Genomic DNA, 22824 nt, shown 5'->3' on the forward strand with positions numbered 1-22824 from the left:
GTGAGCGAAGGTCAGATTGTGACCACAGACGCTGACACAGGCGAAGCTGCGAACCATACCTTCAGCTTTGCGGACGGTGAAGACGGCTCCGGTACCTACGGCAGCCTGACCCTTGATGCAGACGGTCACTGGAAATACGTAGCGGATAACGCCGCAGTGCAGGGGCTTGGCAGCGATGATACGTATGTGGAACATTTCTCCGTTGAGGTCTCAGACGGTCACGGCGGCACCGACGTACAGACAATCGATGTGACGATCCACGGCACGAACGACGGTCCTGAGGTTGCGAGTGCAACTAACTTGGAAACGGGGCAAACGTTCGGTGATGGTGAAAATATTAGCGGTTCTGTAACAGAAGCCGGACATGGGGACACTGGTGATAGCTCTGCATCCGGTACTCTTACTTTTAGTGATGCTGATAGTAATGATATTGGCAATAGCAGTGACGAAACAAGCGGTGGGCTTCATACTAACCTTGTCTATCAATTGACATCCGAGAATGAATCGTCAGATTCCTATGACCCTAAGGTCGATTCGTCTAGTGAGTCTGCTCTTAAGGTTGTAGGTGTCTATGGTGATCTGACGTATAACACTCAGAATGGTACTTGGGAGTACCACCTTGATAACGACAGAGAAGCAACTAAAGAATTAACCTTTGGTGATCCTGCGAAAGAGTCATTTACTGTAACAGCAACTGATGCATCTGGTGCAACTGTTGATAAAGTTATTGATGTAACTGTTAATGGCCAGCCTGACTTGATTGAGTACAAACTTACTTTTGAAAGTCAAAATGGTGATTGGCATAACGCTCTTGTGGTAGCTGTTACTGACGCCAATGGTGTTACTACAATGTATACTGATTGGAGTGACTCTCATAATATTGACGTTGGTTCTACACTCCAGTTCTCTGCCTCGGAAAATGCAACTGTTGAGTACTTTTTGATTCCACAGGCTACAGAAGATAAACTTGATTCTGTGAGTTATAACGGTACAACCGTTCAGTATCAGAATTCGAACGGGGACATTGTTGATGCTATCTCAGACATGAAATCGCCAGGGCAGGCGCACCCTGGTACTGATTCGGATACCTACCGCTTTGAAGATGGTGGCGGCTCTGATTATAATGATTTTGTCTTTAAAGTTGAAACAGAGCATGCCGACTTGAAGCTCGAAGGTACTTCGGGTGGTGATGTTTTCCATGGCACTGAAGGCAATGACATTATTGTTGATGGAGATGGCGGAAGCTCGAATATAGTTGATGGTTCATTTACAGAGACTGGCGAAAGTTATTCCTCAGGTGATAACGGCGCTGAAACTAATCTTTCTGGTAAAGATTGGCATACTGATAATTCTGTAGAATTGGTGCACCGGGATGTCTCTGGAGAAACTAATTATTTTGTGGAGCTTGATACAAATCCTAACCGTCCTTATCAGTCGAATGAACATCCCACAAATATATACCAGGATATTGATACTGTTGTTGGCCAGACGTACACCCTGACATTTAAGGCTGGTGCTGTTGAGTCAGGAGATGAACTTTATGCAAAAATTCTCGGTACAATTGTTAGTTCAGATGGTGGGACAGTCTATTCTGACAATGTCCTTATTTTTGCTCCTGACGATTCAGACGGAACTTCATGGAATACGTATACCATCACTTTTGTTGCAACATCAGACTCGACTAGAATTGAATTTGGGCAGGATGGAAGTACAGAGTCCGGCTCCTATGATTGGAAGGGCGTCTATCTTGATGATGTTTCCATCCAGTCTGCTGGTAATGACGTTTTGTATGGTCATGGCGGAAATGATACGTTAGACGCAGGCTCTGGGAACGACTTCTTAAATGGTGGCACCGGTGATGATATCTTGATTGGTGGTGACGGTAATGATGTCCTTGTCGGTGGCGCTGGTGCAGACCATCTGATTGGCGGGAATGCCACAGTTGTCAATGGTGAAGTAACCATTACTGCTGGTGGAGATAGTGGTATTGATACTGTAAGCTATGAACACTCTGCTCACGCCGTAAATGTCGATTTGAACTTATCAGGCGCTCAGGTTGATTTTGCAAGTGCCACACACGGCGATGCAGTGGGTGATATTTTGGATGGCATTGAGAACCTTGTCGGCAGTGCGCATGCTGATACCCTGATAGGTGATTCTAATGTGAATGTTATCCATGGTGGTGCAGGTGACGACACGCTGTATGGTGGTGATGAAATTACGGGGCAGCCTGTAGCAAGTGATGATTTTTCATCAAATCCTTGGGATAATACTGAATGGCCATTTCATGGAGACGTTGAGTGGAAGTGGGAGTGGGTTCCAAACCCTGATTATGATTGGCTGCACAATCCTGATCCCGGACATAATGATGTTTATTTAAATCTGGGAGATGCCCGAAATAATGGTGGTAATGGTGAGTTGTCACACACCATTCTTGGTACAGAGGGTGAATACATCATGACATTCGATGTCCGAAACAGCGGTGGCGGCAGCGATGGGCTTAAAGTTGATGTTGATGGTACAACGCATGTGATTCCTAAGGGGAGCGTCTCTGATTCATGGGAAAGCCATGTGGTAACTTTTGAGGGTGATGGCAAGACGGATATTAAATTTTATCATGATGAAGAAGTGCGAGCGGGGAATAAAGATCATGGCATTGATCTTGACAACATTTCTGTTGTTAAAGTTGATGATCACCTTTACGGAGGCGATGGCAATGATACCTTGAATGGGGGCGCGGGCAATGACATATTGAATGGCGGTGCCGGTGATGATACCTTCCTGTTCACATCCCATGACTTTCAGAAATCTGGTGAAATAACCGTTATTGAAGATTACGAAAAAGGGCATGATAGCCTTGCCTTTAGCGATGTACTGGATTCCTCATCATTAACGGAACATGCAACGGTAACTGCTGTCGATAACGGAGGATCGGGTGTTGTGACGATTGTAGATGCAACGACACATTTTACCCATACTATTGTTTTCGAAGGTTATCACGATGAGTTAGACCAACTTGCACAACAAATTCAGCATTTGATAACCCACAGCTAGTTTTATTCAATCAAAAGCCCCGTTCTTTCGAACGGGGCTTTTTTTGTCTTTTATGGAAGACGGGTAGCGCTGCGGAGTGGACGTTGGGGCTATTCATATAACCAGCAACGCACTGCCCTGTGATTACTTGGTGTTAGCAACGGCGGTTCCAGTTCTCTACATTTGTCGAAAGTGTGCTTGCAGCGTTCATGAAAACGACAGCCTGTTGGCTGGGCGTAAAGCGGGGCTACTACTCCAGGTATTGTTTCCAACATTCCTCTGTGAAGCGGGGTGCCTTTTTCAGGAATGGTCGGAATAGAGCGCATGAGCCCTTGTGTATATGGATGGAGGGGATTTTTAAACAGGTTGATGGTACTTGCTTGTTCAACAACGCGACCACTATACATTACGACAACGTCATCAGTGTTTTCTGCGACTACACCGAGATCATGAGTAATAAGGAGTAGAGCCGTTCCCGTATCGTCTGCAAGTTTATGCATAAGATCTAAAATTTGTCCTTGAATGGTGACATCGAGTGCTGTTGTAGGTTCGTCTGCAATGATTAGACGTGGTGAGCACGCTAGCGCCATAGCTATGACGACACGTTGCCGCATCCCGCCACTCAGCTGATGTGGGAATTCTTTAGCTCGCTGTGCAGGAGAAGGGATGCCAACTTGATGAAGGAGTTCAATTGCTCGATTTAATGCAGGTTTTTTCCCAAGACCTTCGTGCAGGCGGACTACTTCGGCAATCTGGTCACCAATTTTAAATACAGGATTAAGCGAGGTCATTGGTTCCTGAAAGATCATCGAAATAGAATTGCCACGAATTCGTTGCATCTCTTTTTCGGGCAGAGTGAGCAGATCTTGGCCATCAAAAATTACTTTACCGCTTACGATTTTACCGGGAGGTGTCGGAATGAGCCGCATGATGGAAAGTGAGGTAACACTTTTTCCACATCCGGATTCGCCAACAATGCCCAAAGATTGGCCTGCGTTAATGGTAAAGCTTACGTTGTCAACAGCCGTAAGTGTACCGTGAGTCGTGGTATGAAAAACAGTTGTTAAATCCTGAACAGAAAGCAGCGGGGGCATAGTGAGTCCTGTTGGTAAAGTTTCGTAAAAAGCGGAAGGTGCATTGACTCGATGATTTCGAGTATTATTTATATCATCTAACCACTGCAATTTTTGTACAGGCTGTGAGTTACCTTATAGTCTGTTAAAAAAGCAATGGGTATGCTGCATTCAAAGATACGGCTTGAAAGAGGCTGGTGCAAGGAATCTTTATCTATAGGGTATCACTAACCTTAATGCTTTAGAAATTAACGTTACGTCGGAAAGGCTGTAGAATGTAGTTGAAAATAATTTTCAATTACATTTCCATTGTTCTTGACAATCATTTTCAATTTGCATAGTTACTAGTCATACGTTTTGGAGGGGCACATATGCCATGTTGTAAACGCAAGCATAAATTGAATTCCTTACCTGCTGGTTGCAAAGCTCGAATCAGAGGGTTTTGTTCGGAACCGAAGCTGAGAGGTCGACTCTGCGCGCTGGGGCTTACTCCGGGTACCGTTGTTGAGGTGTGTTCCCCGTGCAGCTTTAGAGTAAAGGATTGCCTGCTCACTTTGGGTGACGACATTGCACGTAAGTTAGAATGTGAACCATTAGAAAACGAACAAAACTTGAAAAGTACAGAGACTGCGGGCACATTATAGCAGTTTTGGTTACTGATAATTATATGACTCTAAACAAGAGGTGTTTTATGCTGTTGCAAGGTGGAACCCGCTAGAGGTGTCCACTGAAGGTGACAAACGCTTTTTAATTGATGAGTAATCGGAGGTGTCCAATGACGGATGCTATTATTGTTGCAGCTATTATCGCTGTAGCAGCTGGTTATCTTGTTCGTCGCTTTATAAAAAAGGGTGCATCTGGAGGCTGTGGTTGCGGAAGCGACTGCGGTGGATGTAGTTCAGCCGGCGGTAAAAGTTCACAAGATGTAAAATCAGGCTGCAGTTGCTCTTCGCACAAAGAGTAGCAAAGGTTTTGTACGATCCGACAGTGTGCGAAAGTAGCACACTTTTTTTACCGGATCTAATTGATAGAGATTTTCAATTTCATAGAGGGTGGTTAAATGTCTAATGCTATTCCGATGCGAGAATTAAAAGTAGGTGAAAAGGCCAAAGTAGTTGCTATTACAGCAATTGGCGAGCTCGGCCGTCGAATTCGTGATATGGGACTTGTTCCCGGGGCTGCACTTGAAGTTGTCGGGCGCGCGCCATTAAAGGATCCTGTTGCGTTGCGTCTTACTGGTTTTACTCTTTCCCTGCGTAATAATGAAGCAGACTACATCGCTGTTGAACGCGTTTAAGAAATAATCTGCCACAAAAATTTCTGTATACGAGGAATATTTCATGTCTAAAGAGATCAAAGTTGCTCTTGCCGGTAACCCTAACTCCGGTAAAACAACTGCGTTTAACGCAATCACCGGTGCGCGTCAGCATGTAGGCAACTATCCGGGGATTACTGTTGATAAGAAAGAAGGGTTTACTAGTGTTGGTGAGAACAAAATTCATCTTATCGACCTTCCGGGAACCTATTCTCTTACTGCGTACACCATGGAAGAAATTGTTGCGCGTAACGTTGTTGCTGATCAGCGCCCGGATGTAGTCATTGATGTTCTCAATGCCGGTGCTCTCGAGCGTAACCTTTACCTTGCAATCCAGTTGATGGAAATGGGCGCTCCACTTGTTCTTGCTCTGAATATGATGGATGAAGCGAACAAGCAGGGAATGAAGATTGATCTTGCTAAGCTTTCTGAATTGCTGAACGTGCCTGTTGTAGAAACCGTTGCACGCACAGGGGACGGTATTCCGAGTCTGATGGAAGCTACCGTAAAATGCGCTGCGGAGAATCAGGGCAAAAAGTGGGAACCCCTTTCTATCTCATACGGGCCGGATCTTGACCCTGCCTTAGACAAACTGATTGCCCTTATTGAGGAAAACAACGTTCTCACTGACCGTTATCCGGCTCGTTGGACCGCAATAAAATACCTCGAAAGTGATGATGAAATTATACAGCTTGGTCGTGAAATGCATCCTGTTTCCGCCGAACTGGAAGAAATCGTTAAGGATGTTTCCAAGCATCTTGAAAGCACTCTTGCAACGTATCCTGAAGCTGTTATTGCGGATTACCGTTATGGTTTTATTACCTCTATTATTCGTCAAGGTGTTGTAACTCGTCTCGATGCAACCGCAGATCGTGTAGCGCTTTCGGACAAAATTGACAGGGTTGTAACGCATCGCTTTCTTGGCCCGCTCATCATGTTCGGCATCATGTATTTGATTTATCAGATCACGTTTACATTTAGTGAAATTCCGGTTGGCTGGTTTGAAAATTTCTTCGGCTGGCTAGGAGGAATTGCAGACGCCAATATGTCTGAGGGGTTGCTCAAATCTTTGATTGTATCCGGTGTGATTGATGGTGTGGGCGGCGTAATGGGCTTTGTTCCGCTTATTATGTTTATGTTCTTGCAAATTGCCCTTCTTGAAGACTCCGGTTACATGGCTCGCGTTGCATATATGCTTGACCGCGTATTCCGTTTCTTCGGCTTACATGGTTGTTCAGTAATGCCGTTTATTGTGTCAGGCGGTATTGCAGGCGGTTGTGCTGTGCCGGGTGTAATGGCTGCACGTACTTTGCGTAGTCCTAAGGAAAAATTGGCGACACTTATTACAGCGCCGTTTATGGCGTGTGGTGCTAAGCTTCCAGTATTTCTTCTCTTTGTAGGTATTTTCTTTAAAGAACATCAGGCTATGGTAATGTTTCTGCTTACTATGGTTGCATGGGCATGTGCTCTTATCGTTTCAAAAATTCTTCGTAATACCGTTATTAAGGGTGAATCTACTCCATTCGTAATGGAACTTCCTCCGTACCGCTTCCCGACTATGCGTGGTCTCTTTATCCACACCTGGGAGCGCACATGGCAGTACATTAAGAAAGCTGGTACCGTGATTCTTGCTATCTCTATTCTTATCTGGGCAGCAATGACCTTCCCGAACCTTCCTGCAGATCAGGTTGCAGCATTTGATGCACAGAAGACTGTTGTTCAAGAGCAGATTGATTCTGCGAATGCTTCCGGTGCACCTGCGGCAGAGCTTGAAGAAAAACTGGCCATGATTGAAAACGATGAAGCAGAAGCGACTCTTAAAAATTCTTATGCGGGTAGTATTGGCGTCGCTCTTGAGCCAGTTATGCGTCCTGCCGGCTTTGACTGGCGCACAAACATTGCTCTTGTGGGTGGTTTTGCTGCAAAAGAGGTTATCGTTTCAACTCTTGGTACAGCATACTCTCTTGGTGACGTTGATCCGGAAGATGCTGCACCGCTTGCGGAGCGTATCGCGCAGGATCCGAACTGGACTCCTAGCACCGCAATCGCATTCCTCCTCTTTGTACTTCTCTACGCACCGTGTTTTGTAACTGTTGTTGCTATCAAACAGGAAGCAGGTTCATGGAAATGGGCACTCTTCTCAGTTGTATTCAATACAGGTCTTGCATACATAGTAGCGGTAGCTGTGGTTCAGATTGGCAAATTGCTGTAAAAAGTGAATAGTGAATAAACAAAAAGTCCCGTTCAATTTCGATTGAGCGGGACTTTTTGTTTATATCCTGTGGAGGATAAGCTGTCATTTACACAGTCGGCTATGACTTGGGGCATACATTTCTCCATTAAGCTGGCTGGTTCAAAATAAAAAAAGCCCGCGCTAGAAATAGCGCGGGCTTTTTTTATTCGAATGAAATCAGACTAGGCGATTTCAACGAGCTCAATTTCGAAGGTAAGGTCTTTACCTGCGAGTGGGTGGTTGGCATCAAGGGTAATGCCATCTTCTTTTACGGCAGTAATAACTACTTCCATAACACCACCTTCGGATTCAAGCTGCAAGAGCATGCCGATTTCTGGGGTGATGTGTTCAGGCACTTGATCATTGGCAACATCAATAATCATTTCGTCATTGCGCTGACCGTATGCTTCGTCTGCTGGGATAGTAACTTTAGTAGCGTCACCAACGCTCATACCCTCAACAGCTTTTTCGAAACCAGGAATAAGCATGCCGGAACCAAGAGTAAACTCAAGAGGTTCGCGCTCGCGTGAGGAATCGAAAACAGTACCGTCATCGAGAGTACCAGTATAGTGAACTTTTACAGAATCGCCGTCTTTGACCTGTGCCATGAAGGTCTCCTTGTTAAAAATATGGTATGATAGGATGACTGTTCACACTTTGAAAGTCAATTCTTATTTAAAGGACGGTATGATTGCACGGTGTGTTATATTTTGAGCATGGACATCTCCTTGTGTATGGAATACGGAGCCAGAAAACATGTTGATGGTATCCTCGTACCTTACTGATTTTTTGTAGGTATACCTGTTTTTTCGGAGCCTGAATTTATTGTCAGTAATTAGGTGCTGCAAACTGTGAAAGAGTGGTGCTGTCAGCATGTCAGAAAAGTTAAAAAAGTAGTCCCGAATACTTGACCAGTCGCGAAATCTGAAATAGTAGTACTTATAAGAACTACGCAGGAGAAGAGATGGAACTCATTCAAGCATTGAAGAAATTTGGCTTCACCCAGCAAGAGTCTCTGATGTATGTAACTCTTTGTAAAATGGGCGCCATGACAGGGTATGAAGCCGCAAAGGTTTCTGGCATTTCCCGTTCCAATGCATACGCTGCGTTGTCCAGCCTTGTTGAAAAAGGCGGGGCCATTGTTTCTTCCGAGGATTCCAGCAAATATACTGCAACACCGCGTGAAGAACTTATTTTAAACTTACGTCGTTCCTGTGAATCGACATTAGAGTTTCTTGAAGAAAATTTACCGGAACAGGAAGAGGAAGAAGCACCATATCTTACCATTTCCGGATATGGAAACACCCTTGATAAAATGCGGAATATGATTCTGCTGGCAAAAGGATGGGTGTATCTTTCTGTTTCGTCTTCCACAGTAAAATTGCTTACGCCCGACTTGGATAACTGTATCAAGCGCGGGTTAAAAGTTGTGATTTTATCTGATGAAGACCCGCATCTTTCCGGCGTTGTTTTCATGCATAACGAAGCACCTGCGGAGAATGTACGTATTATCGCTGATACCAGCGAAGTTATAGTGGGCACGCTTGCAGTAAATAAAGGGCAGTGTCTCTATTCAAAAAACAAGCACCTCGTATCATTAATGCGCGAATCGCTTTTAAATGAGATTGAGCTTATTAAAATACGTGGAATTTAATTAGGAGATTTCGGCATGAGCAATGTTCGCTCCAGCTACACTGATAGTGTAAATTTCTACGGTAACACCGACCCGATGGAACTTGTTAAAACATTCGGCAGCCCGCTGTATGTCTACAACGAGAACGTATTGCGTACGCGTTGCCGTGAAGTTCAGGCGCTTTCTGACAATCCAGCCTTTACACCAAACTATTCCGCGAAAGCGAATACGAATATCCACCTCCTCAAGATTGTACAAGAGGAAGGTATGGTTGTGGACGCTATGTCCCCGGGTGAGATTGTCATGAACCTTGCCGCCGGATTCAAGCCGGAGCAGATTCTGTTCATTTCTAATAACGTCTCTGCTGAAGAACTCCAGTTCGCCATCGATCATGGCGTGTACGTGAGTGTGGATTCCCTCTCCCAACTGGATCTGTTCGGGCAACTGAATCCGGGTGGCAAGGTTGTTATCCGCTTTAACCCGGGCATTGGTGCAGGGCACCACGCTAAGGTTGTTACCGGTGGTAAACAAACCAAGTTCGGTGTTGATCCTGAAGAAGCAGATACTGTTCGTGCTACCTTGGCTCGTCACAACCTCACCTTGTGCGGTGTGAACATGCACATCGGTTCCCTCTTCATGGAGCCGGATGGATACCTTGAGGCAATGGGGGTATTACTCTCCATTGCGAAAGAATGGGTTACTGAAGATAACAAGCTTGAGATCATCGATTTCGGTGGCGGCTTTGGTATCCCGTATCACAAGTATGATGGTGAAGAACGCCTCGATCTTGCAAAGCTTGGCGAAGCCTTCCACGCTACAATCACAAAATTTGTTGAAGACACAGGCTACACAGGACGCTTTATGTGTGAGCCGGGTCGTTACATTGCAGCAGAATGCGGTGTCTTGCTTGGTAGTTGCTACAGCGTAAAGAACAACGGTGAAAAACGCTTCGCCGGTACCGATCTTGGCTTTAACCAGCTTATGCGTCCTGCCATGTACGATTCATTCCACGATGTGGAAATTTACCGCGAAGGTGGCAGTGAAGTTACTGAAACAATGGAACAGACCATTGTTGGTAACATTTGCGAATCCGGTGATATCATGGCTAAAGATCGTCAGCTTCCTGAAATTGCAGAGGGCGATGTTATAGCAATGCTCGACGCAGGTGCATACGGCTATGTAATGGCATCTCCGTATAACCAGCGTCCGCGCCCTGCAGAAGTTCTTATTCAGGAAAACGGTGAAGCACGTCTTATCCGTCGTCGTGAAACGTTGAACGATTTGCTGAACATGTATCCGGAAGCGGATGAACTGCTCAGTAAGTTCGGCGAGAAATAGATCTTGCTTAAGATGTTACTCCGCCAGTGTGCTGCGCATATTTTTTATGAACAGCGTTAGGTAATATACTTACGGAGTAACGAAGGTACGACATTGTTGGCAGGTTTGCTGTGCTCCATCCGACAAACCTAGCCAGCTATTCTTTCGAAGAGGTTGATTGCCTCTTCGGGAGGGTTTGAAAAGTCTTCAATATGCGGAATACAGCCGCATACAGAATAGTTTGAAAATGTGGAGATAGCCTCCATGTTTTCCTGCAGCATCACCTGTGGTGTACGGTGTTCCTTGTTATTCACAAACACTATCCCTGCCGGTTGAACGCCCCGGTGATGCAACGCCTCAATGGAAAGAAGCGTGTGGTTGATTGTACCAAGTCCGGCTCGTGCAACGAGTATGGGCTTGATCCCGAACCGCTCGACGGCCAGCTGCACCATGTCCGCCAACATGTGTGTACGGCTGAAAGGCACTAACAGTCCTCCTGCAGCTTCTACCACCAAGGTATTATTTTTACGCAAATATGCCAGTTTGTGTAAAAGGTCTTCCACTTCTACGCTGCTTTGTTCATCACGGGCAGCGTAGAATGGAGCCTTGGGATTGCGAAAGCAGGCTCCGGTTGCATCAGCAGCAGTTTGATGCACTTCGGGACAATATTTAAGAACGAAGCTGGCGTCCGCGCCGGCATCGTTCGGGCTAAGGCAGCCTGTTTGCACTGGTTTCCAATAGTAAGGCGCGTGCCCCGCCCTTATTAGAAACCGCATAAGCATCAGGGAAGCAACTGTCTTACCCACATCGGTATCTGTACCGACAACGAAAAATGACGGATTAGGTTCTGTCATACCACCCCCTAATACTGTTGACGAATGTGTGTACGTCCGCAGTACTGTGCAAGGCTGTCATACTTACTCGTATGACAGCTTTGTTCGTTGGTACGGTCGGATAACGTGATGCAAAAGCAAGCACACCATCTTTCCGCATTTTTTCCGCAAGTTCTGCGGCTTTCGTTTCATTACCAATCTCAATAGAAACAATATGCGCATCACCCTGAATGGTGAATCCGGCCTCCTGTATATCAGCACGCAAGAGTGCGCTGATATGTGCCAGATGTTCGCGTTCCGATTCCATTGTCGGCAGTTTTTTGAGTAACGCAGCAGCCGCTGCTGCGTGTGCTTCCGGCATCGCTGTTGAATAGATTACAGGCGATGAGAAGTTATGGAAAAATTCTTTAAATCCTCTCGGCATGAGTACGAAAGCACCGAACATCCCAAGTGCCTTGCCGAAGGTTCCCACGGCTATGTCTGTGCAGCCGTGACTGATACCTGTGCCGTTTGCACCCAGCGCCCCGAATGAGTGTGCTTCGTCCACTATCCCAAAAAAGTTATGCTTCTTGCGTAATGCCTTGAACATTTCTGTATTCAATACATCACCATCCATGCTGAAAAGCGACTCTGTGAGTACCACAGGGTTTTCTGCATCGGCAGCGGTTAATTTTCTATCCAGCTGGGCAAGGTCACTATGGGCAAATCCTTTTAGTGTGCTGCCCGTCTGGACGAGGCCCTGCGCCATGCTGGCATGAATTCGTTTATCGTAGAACAAGGTTTCAGCAGGGCTGCATAGTCCCCATATTACCGCAAGGTTTGCCTGATAGCCGCTAGGGAGGAATAAAGCCTCATCGTATCCGAAGTATTCTGCAAATTGTTGCTCAACATCTTCGGTGTATTGGCTATGGCCTGTAACAAGCCGTGACGAAGTGCCGGACGGTGAATGAGAAGCAAAGCATTCACTGACAGTTTTTTGCCAATCGGAATCTTGTGACAGACCAAGGTAGTCGTTGGATGCAAAATTGATGAGCTTCTTTCCATCAACAAGGACATGACTGCCGATTTGTTTTTCCACAGTAATGGGATTCCGGTATAGCCCTGAATTTTTTTGTACGGCAATGGAGCGTTTTAGGCGTTCTGTAACCATTGAAATAACTCTCTGTAATGGGTTGTGAGGGAGTCTTTCGAGAACTGTGCACCAAACTCGGTACTTCCGAAGAGAAAGGAGCCTTCTAGGGCTATCTCTTCGCAGGTAAAGGAAATATCATAGGCTGCTGTGGAATCCGTCAGAGCTGTCTGTACAACTGTAGTTGTGGCACAGCCTGAGAAGGCAGCTGCACGTAGTAGAGGTGATTGTTGAATAGAAAGCAGGAACGCATGTCGAGAGAAATTCATGCATTTTCTAAAATGCAGGCCGCCAGTCTGCGCCATTGCTTCCAGAGCAAGATAGGCAGGAGCGTTTATAAACTTTTTTTCAGCCGTAAGCGTCTTGTCATCATACTGTACGATTCTGTCCAGCATGATGAAGTTGTCTACGCCAAAGCGGATGGTTTTATCGTATTGCATTTATGACCAGAGGCGCACAACGAGCGCGCTGTTTTGACCACCGAACCCGAAGTTTTCCAGAAGGATGTTGGTTGGCATATATGTACCGGAAAACTCAGTACGTTCGGTAACAAAGTTGATTTTGTCGGAACAAGGTGTGGTGAGGTTACGTACAGGCGGTACAACACCTTTGCTGAGTGATGCGAGAAGAATACTTAGTTCAACGGCTCCGGATGCAGCGGTGCAGTGTCCGATCCAAGATTTAACAGCTGTGACGTAAGGCCGCTTGTTGTTGGTGTCTGCATAGAACACGCGTTCAATCATGTTTGCTTCCATGCGGTCATTAAGTGGTGTGGAGGTACCATGGGCAGAGATGAGGTCAATATCATCAGGTGTCAAATTTGCTTCTGTGAGAGCCGAACGGACAGCTTTTTCTGCATGGACTGCGTCAGGGTGCGGTGCAGTCATGCTATGGGCATCCATTGTTGCGCCATATCCGCAAATTTCAGCTAGAATATGTGCGCCGCGTTTCTGCGCGTGCTCCAGTGATTCCAGAACAAACATAGCACCGCCTTCACCAGCGATGAATCCGCAGCGGTCTGCATCAAACGGTCGGCATGCCTCGTTCGGTTTGCCACCTTTATTCCATATGGCCTGTGCTTTTTTATACGCAAGTAATCCGCCGTGGGAGATTCGAGAATCACCTCCACCTGCAAATGCAACAGTACGGTATCCATCTTTGATTTTACGAAAGGCCTCTCCAATCGCTTGAGTGGAAGCGGAGCACGCGGTGCCTATAGTGGAGTTGTCACCTTGAATATGTAAAAACTGGCTGATGGCGCTTGCGGCAGTGTTGGGTAGGTAGCGAAGCATCCATAGGGCTGCAAGCTCGACACTATCCAGGTTGCCGTTTTTAATATTCGGGAAATCTGAACTGATATCAAAATTAGGGCCGGCACCAGTAAAGAGTCCGGCTTCTGCAAATTCCTCAATAGGTAGGCTGCAATTTTCAGCGGCACGTATGGCAGCAGCGAGTGCAAATTGGGCTCCCCGGGCGAGATATTTTTTATTCTTCCACCGTCCGGTAGATGCTGTGAGAGAAAAGTCTGGAACAGGGCAGACAAAGCACCCTTCAAAGTCGTGAAAAGGAATAAAGTTTGGTGTATTATGACGAACAGTATTCGTGATTTCTTCAGGAGTGCTGCCAAGCGGCGTTACATACCCTGCACCTGTTATGACGACTCGATTACGCATCTCAGCTTCTTACGCACGCTTAGCATATTCAACGTACGCAACAATATCACGTACCTGAAGAACAGGGCCTTTGTTAATAGTGCTCAACATCTCTTTTATACGGTCAGAAGAAAGGTGCGGATATACGCTCACAAGGTGAGTTACAGGTTCCAGTCCCTTATCGTTTGCTTCTGCAATGTGTGTGCGGAATGATTTTAAGAACACCGTCTCATCGTGGACAGAGACACCACATTCTTTTGTAAGCCCCACGCCATACTCCATCAGGTCGATAGACTCCGTTGGGAGGTCACGCATAACGTAAGTTTCTGGGGTGACTTCTTCCGGCTCTACTTCGAGAACCTCTGTAATAACAGCCTGTACTTGATTAAAAATAGACATGTGATTTCCTTATTTGCACGCGGTTAACCCGCCATCCATGGTAATAGCTGTGCCGTTTATCATCGTTGCGTTATCACTGAGTAAAAATGCCACGGTGCTGGCAACTTCATCCGGTGTAACCGCGCGCTTCGCCGGGCAGCGTTTAACCGCTTGCGGGTTACTTTCAATAAAAGTGTTTCCTCTGCCGCTCTGCACATATCCCAGCCGTAGCGAGCATGTTGTAACGCCGCGTCCACCAAGTTCAACTCCAAGATTTTGATACAGAGCTTCGCCAGCCAGCTTTGATGCAGCATAAAAGCCTTGTCCCGCATTCGGGAGTGCCGCAGCCGTTGAAGAAATAAAAACACAACGTCCAAAGCGGGTTGCCAGCATCATTCTTGAAATATAGCGTAAGCAAATGGCTCTGCCGGAAATGTTTGTTTCCATATAGTTGGCCACATCAACAGGTTCAGCTCCTGCGACAAATTCCTCGAAATTACTCTGCATGCAGTCAACAAGGTATTCTGGAGAATCTATGCTTTCTAGTGTGGCATCTGGTTGCATAGTAGCGTTGTGAGCAACCGCTGCTAAATTGAGTTTTAGTATCGTTGCAGTGGGAAAGGCCGATGAAATGCGTGCAATACCTTTTTCCGAACATGCAGAAAGGGTAAGCCGAAGCCCTGCATCGGATAATACTTTTGCAACCGCCATCCCCAAGTCAGAAGATGCTCCAAGTACACATGCGTGCTCACCGGAAAAGCGCATGGGAATATTATGCATCCCCGTCTCCCTCAGTATGAACAAGTATACGACCCGTTACAGTTTTAGCATTGTTTTTAAACAAGGTGCACGCATAGCCGAACGGCTTTGCTTCAATAGAATACGAATACACAGCAGGCGTAATAAACGACTTGAAGCGAAATTTGCTTACGCTCAAAGTTGCCTCGGGTATCAGTTCGCGCAGCACGCTTACAAAGCTATGGATGATAACCGTTCCCGGAATTACAGGGCTGTCAGGGAAATGATCTGCCAGCGCCGGTTCATCAGCGGGAAATGTGAATGTGCCTGTAATGTTGTTCATAGTATTTTTGCCTATGGCATGCCTTCGGCGAGTCTCCGACGGGCAAGGGCTCTGCCCTGCACCCGCAAGGGGGACTCCCCCTTGACCGTGATTATGGATAAGGGGATTGTTCGCGCATTGCCTTAATCTCAGAATGAAGTGTGATTTCGGCAGAGGTTACGCAAGTCGTTTCAGGTTGTAGCAGTACGTCGCTTTACGAACTGAGGCATAAGCCGCAAATGTAACTCTGTGACGGACTGAACTCGCTACTAAAAGTTTTTGGAGAGTCCAGATAGCGACAGTGCAACAGGTTCTCTGGCCGTCGGAAGCATTAAACATACCGCCGGAGGCCTACAAAAATATCCCTATTCAGTCACAGTCTTGATTGCTTCAGTCGTAGCGTTGCACAGCAGGTCAATTTCGCTGAGTGTTATGCTGAGCGGTGGCATGAGCACGATGACGTCTCCGAGGTTTCGTATGATGACTCCGTGCTTTCGTGCTTCCATGCAGACTTTGTGGCCAATTTTTTCTGCGGTTGCGAATGGAGCTTTGGTGGCTTTGTCTTGCACCAGTTCGATGCCGGTCATGACCCCGCGGTTGCGGATTTCTCCGATGTGTTTAAGCTCCAGCATTGCTGTGAGCCTGTTTTGCAAATGGGCAATTTTAGGCTGAAGCTTTTCCATAACGTTGTTGTTTTCAAAATAATCAAGGTTAGCTATGGCTGCTGCACAGGCTAGCGGGTTGCCTGTGTAGGTGTGGCCATGAAAGAACGTTTTGAATTCTTCGTGGTTGCCGAGAAACCCGTTGTAAATCTCTTCTGACGTGACAGTTGCTGCGAGTGGCAGGTAACCTGCGCTGATGCCTTTGGCGAGGCAGATAATGTCCGGCGTAATATTTTCCTGCTCACAGGCGAACATAGTTCCGGTTTTACCGAAGCCTACTGCGACCTCGTCTGCAATGAGAATAATGTTGTGGCGGGTACACAGGTTGCGCACATGCGTGAGGTAGCCTTCCGGATGCATAAGCTGCCCTGCTGCACCTTGCACCAGTGGTTCAATAACGAACGCAGCCGCGGTGCTTCCGTGTGCTTCGAGTACGCCTTCTACGTGCTGGAAACATTCGTGGTCGCAATTTGATTTGTCTTTACCGAATGGGCAGCGGTAGCAGTAGGGAGTGATGACTTTTTCACCCTGAAAGAGCATGTGCTTGTAGGTTGCGTGGAATAAATCCATACCTCCAACGGAAACGGAACCGATGGTGTCGCCGTGATATGCGTTTTGCATTGAGATAAATTTGATGCGGTCAGAGTCACCTTTCTCTGCCTGCTGCTGGAACTGGAAAGCGATTTTAAGCGCAACTTCGACTGCGGTGGAGCCACTGTCGGAGTAGAAGACACGGGTGAGTCCTGCCGGAAGAATATCAACAAGGCGTTTTGCGAGTTCTGTTGCCGGAACGCTGGCAAGGCCGAGCATAGTAGTGTGAGCAATTTTTGCTAACTGTTCCTGTACTGCTTTGTCTATTTCCGGCACACAGTGACCGTGTACGTTCGTCCATAAGGATGAGACACCGTCTAGATATTGGTTGCCTTCAGTGTCCATGAGCCAGTTGCCTTTACCGCTTTCAATGATGAGCTGGTCTTGCTGAGTCCATTCTGCCATCTGGGTGAATGGATGCCATACGTTGGTGCGGTCGATATGCTGTAATTCTTGTGTTGTGCTCATGTGTGCTCCTTATAACACGCCCATACAGGAAAGCATGCTGATGTCGTCTGTTATGTTGCGTCCGCTTGTGGTCAGGTAGTTGCCGATCATAAGACCGTTGGCACCTGCCATAGGGATAAGAGATTGAAATTCGCCAAGGGTGTTTTCGCGACCGCCTGCAATCAGAATGTCCTGCGTTGGAAGAATAAATCTATAGACTGCAATGGCGCGCAGCGCTTCGGAAGGAGCAAGGAGTGGCTGGTTTTCAAGGCGTGTACCTTTGACCGGAGTCAGAAAATTCATAGGAATAGATGGAACTTCGAGATCCCGCAGGGTGCAGGCCAGTTCAACCCGTTGGTTGCGGTTTTCACCGAGACCTAATATGCCGCCTGAACAGACTCGGAAGCCGGCTTGAAGTGCGTTCTGCACGGATATGATATCGTCGTCATATTCGTGCGTACTGCAAATGGCGGAGAAGTGGGAGCGGGCTGTTTCGAGGTTGTGATGATAACTTGAGAAGCCGGCCTGTCGTAACCTTTGTGCCATGTCGGGTGAAAGTTGGCCGAGGGAACCACAGACTTTAATGCTTGTCTGTGTGGTGATGGCAAGTGCTGCTTCGCAAACAGTGTCGAGTTCTTTATCAGAGAGAGCCATGCCGCTGGTCACAATGCCGTATCTCTGTGCGCCGCCTGCTTCCAGCTCCTGTGCTCGGGTTAGCAAAGCTTTGGGATCGATTAATGGATAAATTGGCGCACCCGTGTCATGGTATTTTGACTGTGCACAGAAGGAACAGTTTTCACTGCATTTACCTGATTTGGCGTTTATAATACCACAGGTAAATGTTGTATTTGTTGTAATCGTGGAGCGAATACGTTGTGCACCGGCAAGAAGATCAAGTGTTGCGCTCTCCGGCAGGTTTATCAGTATTTCAGCATCATCGCGGCTGATACCTTTTCCTGACTGGACAACCTCTTCGCACAACGCGTACACAGTTGAAGTTATGGTGGTCATATGGTTTCTCTGGAAAAGATGAAGTAAGTTCTCTGTCTAATATTTATGGGGCATTTTATCAGTATGTTAATTCCACTGGTAAAGTTGTCCCCGCTCATTATGCGGTCGTTTGAACCGCTGGTCGGATAATTTGATGTCGTTAAGGATGAACTAGCTGAGAGTGTTACTATTGTCAACTTTGATTCATCGTATAAGGTTTACAATCAGAGGTATAAATGGCTTCAAAGGGAACTGCAGTTCGTGAAAAGATCTTGGAATTACTGCAAAAAAATACAGATGGATATACGTCCGGAGAGGATTTAAGCCAGCTGTTTTCCATTTCGCGTGCGGCTGTGTCTAAGCATGTCAGTGTGCTGCGTGGACAGGGACACGAGATTGAAGCTGTTACCCGTAGGGGATACCGTTTGCTGCGCAAAGCAGAGTTACTTACGGAAGATGTTGTGCGGCAGGGATTGAAGACACAGCTTTTTGGCCAGTGCGGGGTGCATTATCTGCCAAGTGTCGGGTCGACCAATCTGGAAGCCATGCAACTTGCATTTTCAGGTGCACCGGAAGGAACCGTTGTTGTGGCAGATGAGCAGACAGGTGGCCGTGGCAGACAGGGACGCATTTGGCATTCACCAGCCGGCTGTGGTCTATATGTCTCTGTCGTTTTGCGACCGGATATTGCCCCGAATGAAGCACCTATTATTACGTTATTAACCAATGTTGCGGCGGCAGAAGCTGTGCACGAGATGACGGGTATTCTTCCTGTTTGTAAATGGCCTAATGATGTTCTCATAGATGGTTGCAAGGTTGCCGGAAATCTTACTGAGATATTTCTTTCCGGTGACGTTGTGAGTCATATTATCTCAGGTGCTGGGATTAACGTGCGCCCGTTGCCGAAAAGGCTGGTGGCTGATTTGCGTACAGCACCGTGCTCCCTTGAAGAAACCGCAGGGAAAAGTATTTCCCGCGTTGAGCTGTTACAGGCATATCTGGTTCGGTATGAGTATTGGTACCTGCTTGTAAAAGAGCAAGGGTTTGCTCTTTTACTTACCCGTTGGAAAGAACTCACTGATGTCGTTGGTAAAGAACTGACTGTAGAGGTTCGCGGGGAGACTTTTCAAGGCACGGTGACAGACGTATCCACGGACGGTATGTTGCTTCTGCAAAGCAGCGATGGAGTTGAACATCGTCTGTTCTCTGGTGATATCTTGTAATTGCGTGGTAACCTTCCCTCCATGAGGTTCTTTTACCTGTTTCGTTATTTCTGACTGTTACAAACTGTGATCGTTTGGACGTTGTAACAGGTGAGCCGGAGCTGTTTGTCCGGTTATTTATTGCGGGCAACTATTATTCCCATCTTGTAATCTTTTGGACGGAGCCGCTGTTCATATTGATCTCGTATTTAACGTAACAAAAGTATGATATGATGGACTGTTACGTCCTTTTTTTGTGGCGTTTGGCCATTGTATAGAAATCTTGAAGGCTCCTGCCTGAAAATGCAGTTCTACGTATAAAGTAGTATTTGCTGGTTCCGGGCTGTACTTTTTCCCCATCCGTATTACTCTTTGCACTTCAACACTTTCACTTGGTAACAAATTGATGAGCAACTCAAAGCAGATAACTGACCCTACATCATATAAGGCTATATGGAATCTTGCATGGCCGCAGATTCTTATGATGATGTTTCATTTTTTAATTGGCTTTGTTGATGTGTGGGTAGCAGGACAAATAAATTCCAATGTTCAGGCGGCGCTCGGGATGATTTCCCAGACCTTCCTGTTCTTTCTGGTTATTGCTATTGCTATCGGTAACGGCTGCGTGGCAGGCATTAGTCAGTCTATTGGTGCAGGGCTGCATAAAAGGGCAGCACGGTATATAGGGCTTGTGGTTCTGCTTGGACTCACGTGCGGACTTATAATATCCGGACTGGGGCTGTGTGGGCGGCATATATTTTTGGGGATATTACAGACGCCGGAAGATATCTATTCTATCGCACTGTATTTTTTAAAAATATATCTCTTGATACTGCCCGTGTACTACCTGTTTGTTATTTCTAACGCCGTGTTTCGTGCAAAGATGATGGTGTTTGTCCCTATGCGCTCAATCGCCATTGTCGCCTTGGTGAACGCTATTGCAGACCTCGGCTTCGGGCTTGGCTGGTTCGGTTTCCCTGAGTTCGGTTATAAAGGGGTAGCATGGGCAACCCTGATTTCCGTGTCCGGTGGCACAATTTATAACTTTTGGGTGCTGGTAGGAAAAGGGATACTAGTTAAAAATTCCTTTGCTCCTTGGCGTTGGATGCGCTCTGCCTTGCCTTATTTAATCAAAGTTGCCGCTCCGGCGGGTGGTACTCAGGTCTTATGGCACACAGGGTATATCGTCCTTTTCGCAATTGTTGCTTCATTACCGTACAATGCCGTTGAAGCTCTGGCGGGGCTTGCTGCGGGCATGCGTATTGAGTCTCTTTTGTTTCTGCCTGCATTCGCATTTAATATGACTGCAAGCATCCTTATCGGCCATTTCCTTGGTGCTGGGAATAAGGGTGAGGCAAAGCGGGTAGGATTGCGTATCCTGGGGACAGCGTGCGGGCTTATGTCTATTGTTGCTATTGGCTTTTGGCCGTTTATTGAGCCTATGGCGAAGTTTCTTGCACCGGAAGCCGGGGTAACAATACAGGCTGCCGTCTACTTGAAGTATAACATTATTTCTATTCCATTCACTGTCGCCAGTATGACCCTTGGTGGTATTATGACTGGCGCTGGTGCGACTATATACAACTTTTGGATTTACAGCAGTGCTTCGTGGTTTGTGCGATTACCTGTGGCGTATATTCTTGGGCATCTAGTTTTTAAAGATGCAGAGGGTGTCTACATAGCCATGCTTGTTTCACAGGTGTTCCAGTCCACGACAATGTTTTATATATTCATGCATCGCGACTGGTACCGCTTTAGCATGATTAAACGCAAAAATGCGACCGCTCCGGCTGCGTAGGAGTTTTTGATGAAGGAACTTGTTTTTGAACCGATTTCTTTTGACCGTAAAGATGAATACATGGAACGTTTGGCTCAAAGTAAAACTAAGTCATCCGATTTCAGTTTTACGAATATATGGGGCTGGGCAGACGAGTACGCTCTTGAATGGGCATGGACTCCTAATTTAGTCTGGATCCGCCAGTCATCTTCCGGAGCTTCCGAAATTCCAGTTGTTCGTTATTGGGCACCAGTTGGAAACTGGGATAATGTGGACTGGGCAGATTGTCCGTACATGAAGCAGGCACGTACCTATCATCGCGTGCCGGAACGGTTGCTTGAAATATGGAATGAAAAGCTCGGAGACCGCATTACAGCCCATGAAGACAGAGGGCAATGGGATTACATTTATGATGTTCAGGAACTTGGTGAATTGCGTGGAAAGAAATTTCATAAAAAGAAGAACCTCGTAAACCAGTTCAAGAAAAATTATACCTATACGTATGAACCCATGACCGCTGACTGTGTTGAAGCAGTGCTTGAAATGCAGGAGGAGTGGTGCATGTGGCGGGAGTGCGAAGAATCGCAGTCTCTTCTCGCAGAAAATGATGCAATTCGCCGCGTACTTGAGCAGTGGGACGTAATTCCTACACTTATTGGTGGTTCAATTCAGGTAGACGGAAAAGTAGTTGCGTATACTGTCGCAGAAGCGATTAACGACGAAACGGTTGTTATTCACTTCGAAAAAGGAAAAACTGACTACAAAGGCATTTATCAGGCCATTAACAACTTTTTCCTGACTGACGGAGGTTCCCGTTTTACCTATGTAAACCGTGAGCAGGATTTAGACGACGAAGGACTGCGTAAAGCTAAGATGAGTTATAACCCAAGTGATTTTGTGAAAAAATTTGTCGTTGAAGTAGCAGAAGAAAAGTAAAAAATAGTAGCCGCTTGTGGTTTGACGATTATTTTATAATTATTGAACAGAGGAAAACGTCAGGTTCGGAGCATACAGTTGGCTGTATATACGGATTTGACGTTTTTTCGTAACAGCGCAAAGTGCAAGGTTACTTCTGTCTATGTTTGACACCATTTTTTAACGGCGATAGAAGTGCCACACATATATTTACAGACCTGTGAGGAATAAAATGTCTCTTAAAGAAAAAGTTGAAGCAGCGTTGGATAAAGTTCGCCCTTATCTTCAAAATGATGGCGGAAACGTTGAGTTAGTTGATATTACTGACCGCGGCATTGTAACTGTGCGTCTTACTGGTGCTTGCAAAGGCTGTCCGATGTCTCAGATGACTCTGCGCAATACTGTAGAGCGTTTTATTCTGAAAGCAGTGCCTGAAGTTAAAGCTGTTGAAGCAGCAGAAGACTAGCAGATTGATGAAAACGCACCTTGTGGCGTTTTTCAAAAAATAAAAACTCTTGCATCTTTCTGGCAGGCTTCAATCTTAATTTTTCTTCGAGCCTTGCACTGCACAGATTTGCTGTAAT

At 46.4% G+C, this 22824-nt stretch carries 22 protein-coding genes; 11 read left to right on the forward strand and 11 right to left on the reverse strand.

Features of this window, described 5'->3' with window-relative positions:
* On the forward strand, positions 1-3054 hold a 3054-nt coding region (locus tag F461_RS19455), incomplete at its 5' end, for a VCBS domain-containing protein (protein ID WP_019999669.1).
* A gap of 89 nt (positions 3055-3143) precedes the next feature.
* On the opposite strand, the gene F461_RS0102975 is transcribed toward F461_RS19455, so the two are convergent.
* A complete protein-coding gene (locus F461_RS0102975; protein WP_019999670.1) occupies positions 3144-4127 on the reverse strand; it encodes an ABC transporter ATP-binding protein in 984 nt (327 codons plus the stop codon).
* A gap of 350 nt (positions 4128-4477) precedes the next feature.
* Here F461_RS0102975 and F461_RS16915 point away from each other — a divergent pair, with 350 nt between their 5' ends.
* The 4 genes from F461_RS16915 to feoB all read left to right on the forward strand — a co-directional run bounded on the left by F461_RS16915 (position 4478) and on the right by feoB (position 7633).
* On the forward strand, positions 4478-4750 hold the full coding sequence (locus F461_RS16915) for a FeoA family protein (protein ID WP_019999671.1): 273 nt from the start codon (positions 4478-4480) through the stop codon (positions 4748-4750).
* Between the two features lie 131 nt (positions 4751-4881).
* Entirely contained in the window at positions 4882-5070 is a 189-nt protein-coding gene (locus F461_RS16920; RefSeq protein ID WP_019999672.1) for a FeoB-associated Cys-rich membrane protein, read from the forward strand.
* A gap of 96 nt (positions 5071-5166) precedes the next feature.
* On the forward strand, positions 5167-5403 hold the full coding sequence (locus F461_RS0102985; RefSeq protein ID WP_019999673.1) for a FeoA family protein: 237 nt from the start codon (positions 5167-5169) through the stop codon (positions 5401-5403).
* 43 nt (positions 5404-5446) lie between these two features.
* Positions 5447-7633 carry a ferrous iron transport protein B gene (gene feoB, locus F461_RS0102990; RefSeq protein WP_019999674.1) on the forward strand — a complete coding sequence of 729 codons (2187 nt, stop codon included), beginning with the start codon at positions 5447-5449 and terminating at the stop codon, positions 7631-7633.
* A gap of 203 nt (positions 7634-7836) precedes the next feature.
* Here the strand turns inward: feoB and F461_RS0102995 are convergent, their stop codons facing one another.
* Positions 7837-8262, reverse strand: a complete 426-nt coding sequence (locus tag F461_RS0102995; RefSeq protein ID WP_019999675.1) for an FKBP-type peptidyl-prolyl cis-trans isomerase — start codon at positions 8260-8262, stop codon at positions 7837-7839.
* A 356-nt stretch (positions 8263-8618) separates the two neighbouring features.
* Between F461_RS0102995 and F461_RS0103000 the strand changes: the two genes are divergently transcribed.
* Together F461_RS0103000 and lysA are read left to right on the forward strand one after the other, a co-directional pair.
* The gene (locus F461_RS0103000; protein ID WP_019999676.1) at positions 8619-9308 is read left to right on the forward strand and encodes a TrmB family transcriptional regulator; all 690 of its coding nucleotides are present in this window, start codon (positions 8619-8621) and stop codon (positions 9306-9308) included.
* A gap of 15 nt (positions 9309-9323) precedes the next feature.
* The gene (lysA, locus tag F461_RS0103005; RefSeq protein ID WP_019999677.1) at positions 9324-10625 is read left to right on the forward strand and encodes a diaminopimelate decarboxylase; all 1302 of its coding nucleotides are present in this window, start codon (positions 9324-9326) and stop codon (positions 10623-10625) included.
* A gap of 128 nt (positions 10626-10753) precedes the next feature.
* On the opposite strand, the gene bioD is transcribed toward lysA, so the two are convergent.
* The 9 genes from bioD to bioB all read right to left on the reverse strand — a co-directional run bounded on the left by bioD (position 10754) and on the right by bioB (position 18367).
* Entirely contained in the window at positions 10754-11458 is a 705-nt protein-coding gene (bioD, locus tag F461_RS0103010) for a dethiobiotin synthase (RefSeq protein ID WP_019999678.1), read from the reverse strand.
* Positions 11445-12587 (reverse strand): aminotransferase class I/II-fold pyridoxal phosphate-dependent enzyme, encoded by a 1143-nt coding sequence (locus tag F461_RS0103015; RefSeq protein ID WP_019999679.1) that lies wholly within the window; start codon positions 12585-12587, stop codon positions 11445-11447. Before F461_RS0103015 ends, bioD begins: the two co-directional genes overlap by 14 nt.
* Positions 12569-13006, reverse strand: a complete 438-nt coding sequence (locus F461_RS18455) for a hotdog family protein (protein WP_019999680.1) — start codon at positions 13004-13006, stop codon at positions 12569-12571. Before F461_RS18455 ends, F461_RS0103015 begins: the two co-directional genes overlap by 19 nt.
* Positions 13007-14239, reverse strand: a complete 1233-nt coding sequence (locus F461_RS0103025) for a beta-ketoacyl-[acyl-carrier-protein] synthase family protein (RefSeq protein ID WP_019999681.1) — start codon at positions 14237-14239, stop codon at positions 13007-13009. It lies immediately after the preceding gene.
* A 9-nt stretch (positions 14240-14248) separates the two neighbouring features.
* Positions 14249-14617: a hypothetical protein gene (locus F461_RS0103030; protein ID WP_019999682.1), complete on the reverse strand. Its 369-nt coding sequence runs from the start codon at positions 14615-14617 to the stop codon at positions 14249-14251.
* A gap of 9 nt (positions 14618-14626) precedes the next feature.
* A complete protein-coding gene (locus tag F461_RS0103035; RefSeq protein WP_019999683.1) occupies positions 14627-15376 on the reverse strand; it encodes an SDR family NAD(P)-dependent oxidoreductase in 750 nt (249 codons plus the stop codon).
* A complete protein-coding gene (locus F461_RS0103040; RefSeq protein WP_019999684.1) occupies positions 15369-15677 on the reverse strand; it encodes an ApeI family dehydratase in 309 nt (102 codons plus the stop codon). Before F461_RS0103040 ends, F461_RS0103035 begins: the two co-directional genes overlap by 8 nt.
* A gap of 344 nt (positions 15678-16021) precedes the next feature.
* Entirely contained in the window at positions 16022-17377 is a 1356-nt protein-coding gene (gene bioA, locus F461_RS0103045) for an adenosylmethionine--8-amino-7-oxononanoate transaminase (protein WP_019999685.1), read from the reverse strand.
* A 9-nt stretch (positions 17378-17386) separates the two neighbouring features.
* A complete protein-coding gene (gene bioB / locus F461_RS0103050; protein WP_019999686.1) occupies positions 17387-18367 on the reverse strand; it encodes a biotin synthase BioB in 981 nt (326 codons plus the stop codon).
* Positions 18368-18582: 215 nt separating this feature from the next.
* On the opposite strand from bioB, the gene F461_RS0103055 reads away from it, so the two are divergent.
* The 4 genes from F461_RS0103055 (at position 18583) to F461_RS0103070 (ending at position 22706) form a co-directional block, all read left to right on the forward strand.
* On the forward strand, positions 18583-19569 hold the full coding sequence (locus F461_RS0103055; protein ID WP_019999687.1) for a biotin--[acetyl-CoA-carboxylase] ligase: 987 nt from the start codon (positions 18583-18585) through the stop codon (positions 19567-19569).
* 385 nt (positions 19570-19954) lie between these two features.
* On the forward strand, positions 19955-21346 hold the full coding sequence (locus tag F461_RS0103060; RefSeq protein WP_019999688.1) for an MATE family efflux transporter: 1392 nt from the start codon (positions 19955-19957) through the stop codon (positions 21344-21346).
* A 9-nt stretch (positions 21347-21355) separates the two neighbouring features.
* The gene (locus F461_RS0103065; RefSeq protein WP_019999689.1) at positions 21356-22261 is read left to right on the forward strand and encodes a DUF2156 domain-containing protein; all 906 of its coding nucleotides are present in this window, start codon (positions 21356-21358) and stop codon (positions 22259-22261) included.
* Positions 22262-22472: 211 nt separating this feature from the next.
* Positions 22473-22706, forward strand: a complete 234-nt coding sequence (locus F461_RS0103070; RefSeq protein WP_019999690.1) for a NifU family protein — start codon at positions 22473-22475, stop codon at positions 22704-22706.
* The last annotated feature ends 118 nt before the right edge of the window (positions 22707-22824 follow it).

The sequence above is a fragment of the Halodesulfovibrio aestuarii DSM 17919 = ATCC 29578 genome (assembly GCF_000384815.1).
GTDB classification, from domain to species: domain Bacteria; phylum Desulfobacterota; class Desulfovibrionia; order Desulfovibrionales; family Desulfovibrionaceae; genus Halodesulfovibrio; species Halodesulfovibrio aestuarii.

Coding starts and splice junctions, on each gene's coding strand:
- bioD (WP_019999678.1), bottom strand. CDS start 11,458: ATGACAGAACCTAATCCGTCATTTTTCGTTGTCGGTACAGATACCGAT.
- F461_RS0103025 (WP_019999681.1), bottom strand. CDS start 14,239: ATGCGTAATCGAGTCGTCATAACAGGTGCAGGGTATGTAACGCCGCTT.
- lysA (WP_019999677.1), top strand. CDS start 9,324: ATGAGCAATGTTCGCTCCAGCTACACTGATAGTGTAAATTTCTACGGT.
- F461_RS0102975 (WP_019999670.1), bottom strand. CDS start 4,127: ATGCCCCCGCTGCTTTCTGTTCAGGATTTAACAACTGTTTTTCATACC.
- F461_RS0103000 (WP_019999676.1), top strand. CDS start 8,619: ATGGAACTCATTCAAGCATTGAAGAAATTTGGCTTCACCCAGCAAGAG.
- F461_RS0103060 (WP_019999688.1), top strand. CDS start 19,955: ATGAGCAACTCAAAGCAGATAACTGACCCTACATCATATAAGGCTATA.
- F461_RS0103070 (WP_019999690.1), top strand. CDS start 22,473: ATGTCTCTTAAAGAAAAAGTTGAAGCAGCGTTGGATAAAGTTCGCCCT.
- F461_RS0103015 (WP_019999679.1), bottom strand. CDS start 12,587: ATGGTTACAGAACGCCTAAAACGCTCCATTGCCGTACAAAAAAATTCA.
- F461_RS0102985 (WP_019999673.1), top strand. CDS start 5,167: ATGTCTAATGCTATTCCGATGCGAGAATTAAAAGTAGGTGAAAAGGCC.
- F461_RS16920 (WP_019999672.1), top strand. CDS start 4,882: ATGACGGATGCTATTATTGTTGCAGCTATTATCGCTGTAGCAGCTGGT.
- feoB (WP_019999674.1), top strand. CDS start 5,447: ATGTCTAAAGAGATCAAAGTTGCTCTTGCCGGTAACCCTAACTCCGGT.
- F461_RS18455 (WP_019999680.1), bottom strand. CDS start 13,006: ATGCAATACGATAAAACCATCCGCTTTGGCGTAGACAACTTCATCATG.
- F461_RS0103030 (WP_019999682.1), bottom strand. CDS start 14,617: ATGTCTATTTTTAATCAAGTACAGGCTGTTATTACAGAGGTTCTCGAA.
- bioB (WP_019999686.1), bottom strand. CDS start 18,367: ATGACCACCATAACTTCAACTGTGTACGCGTTGTGCGAAGAGGTTGTC.
- F461_RS0103040 (WP_019999684.1), bottom strand. CDS start 15,677: ATGAACAACATTACAGGCACATTCACATTTCCCGCTGATGAACCGGCG.
- F461_RS16915 (WP_019999671.1), top strand. CDS start 4,478: ATGCCATGTTGTAAACGCAAGCATAAATTGAATTCCTTACCTGCTGGT.
- F461_RS0103035 (WP_019999683.1), bottom strand. CDS start 15,376: ATGCATAATATTCCCATGCGCTTTTCCGGTGAGCACGCATGTGTACTT.
- F461_RS0102995 (WP_019999675.1), bottom strand. CDS start 8,262: ATGGCACAGGTCAAAGACGGCGATTCTGTAAAAGTTCACTATACTGGT.
- F461_RS0103055 (WP_019999687.1), top strand. CDS start 18,583: ATGGCTTCAAAGGGAACTGCAGTTCGTGAAAAGATCTTGGAATTACTG.
- bioA (WP_019999685.1), bottom strand. CDS start 17,377: ATGAGCACAACACAAGAATTACAGCATATCGACCGCACCAACGTATGG.
- F461_RS0103065 (WP_019999689.1), top strand. CDS start 21,356: ATGAAGGAACTTGTTTTTGAACCGATTTCTTTTGACCGTAAAGATGAA.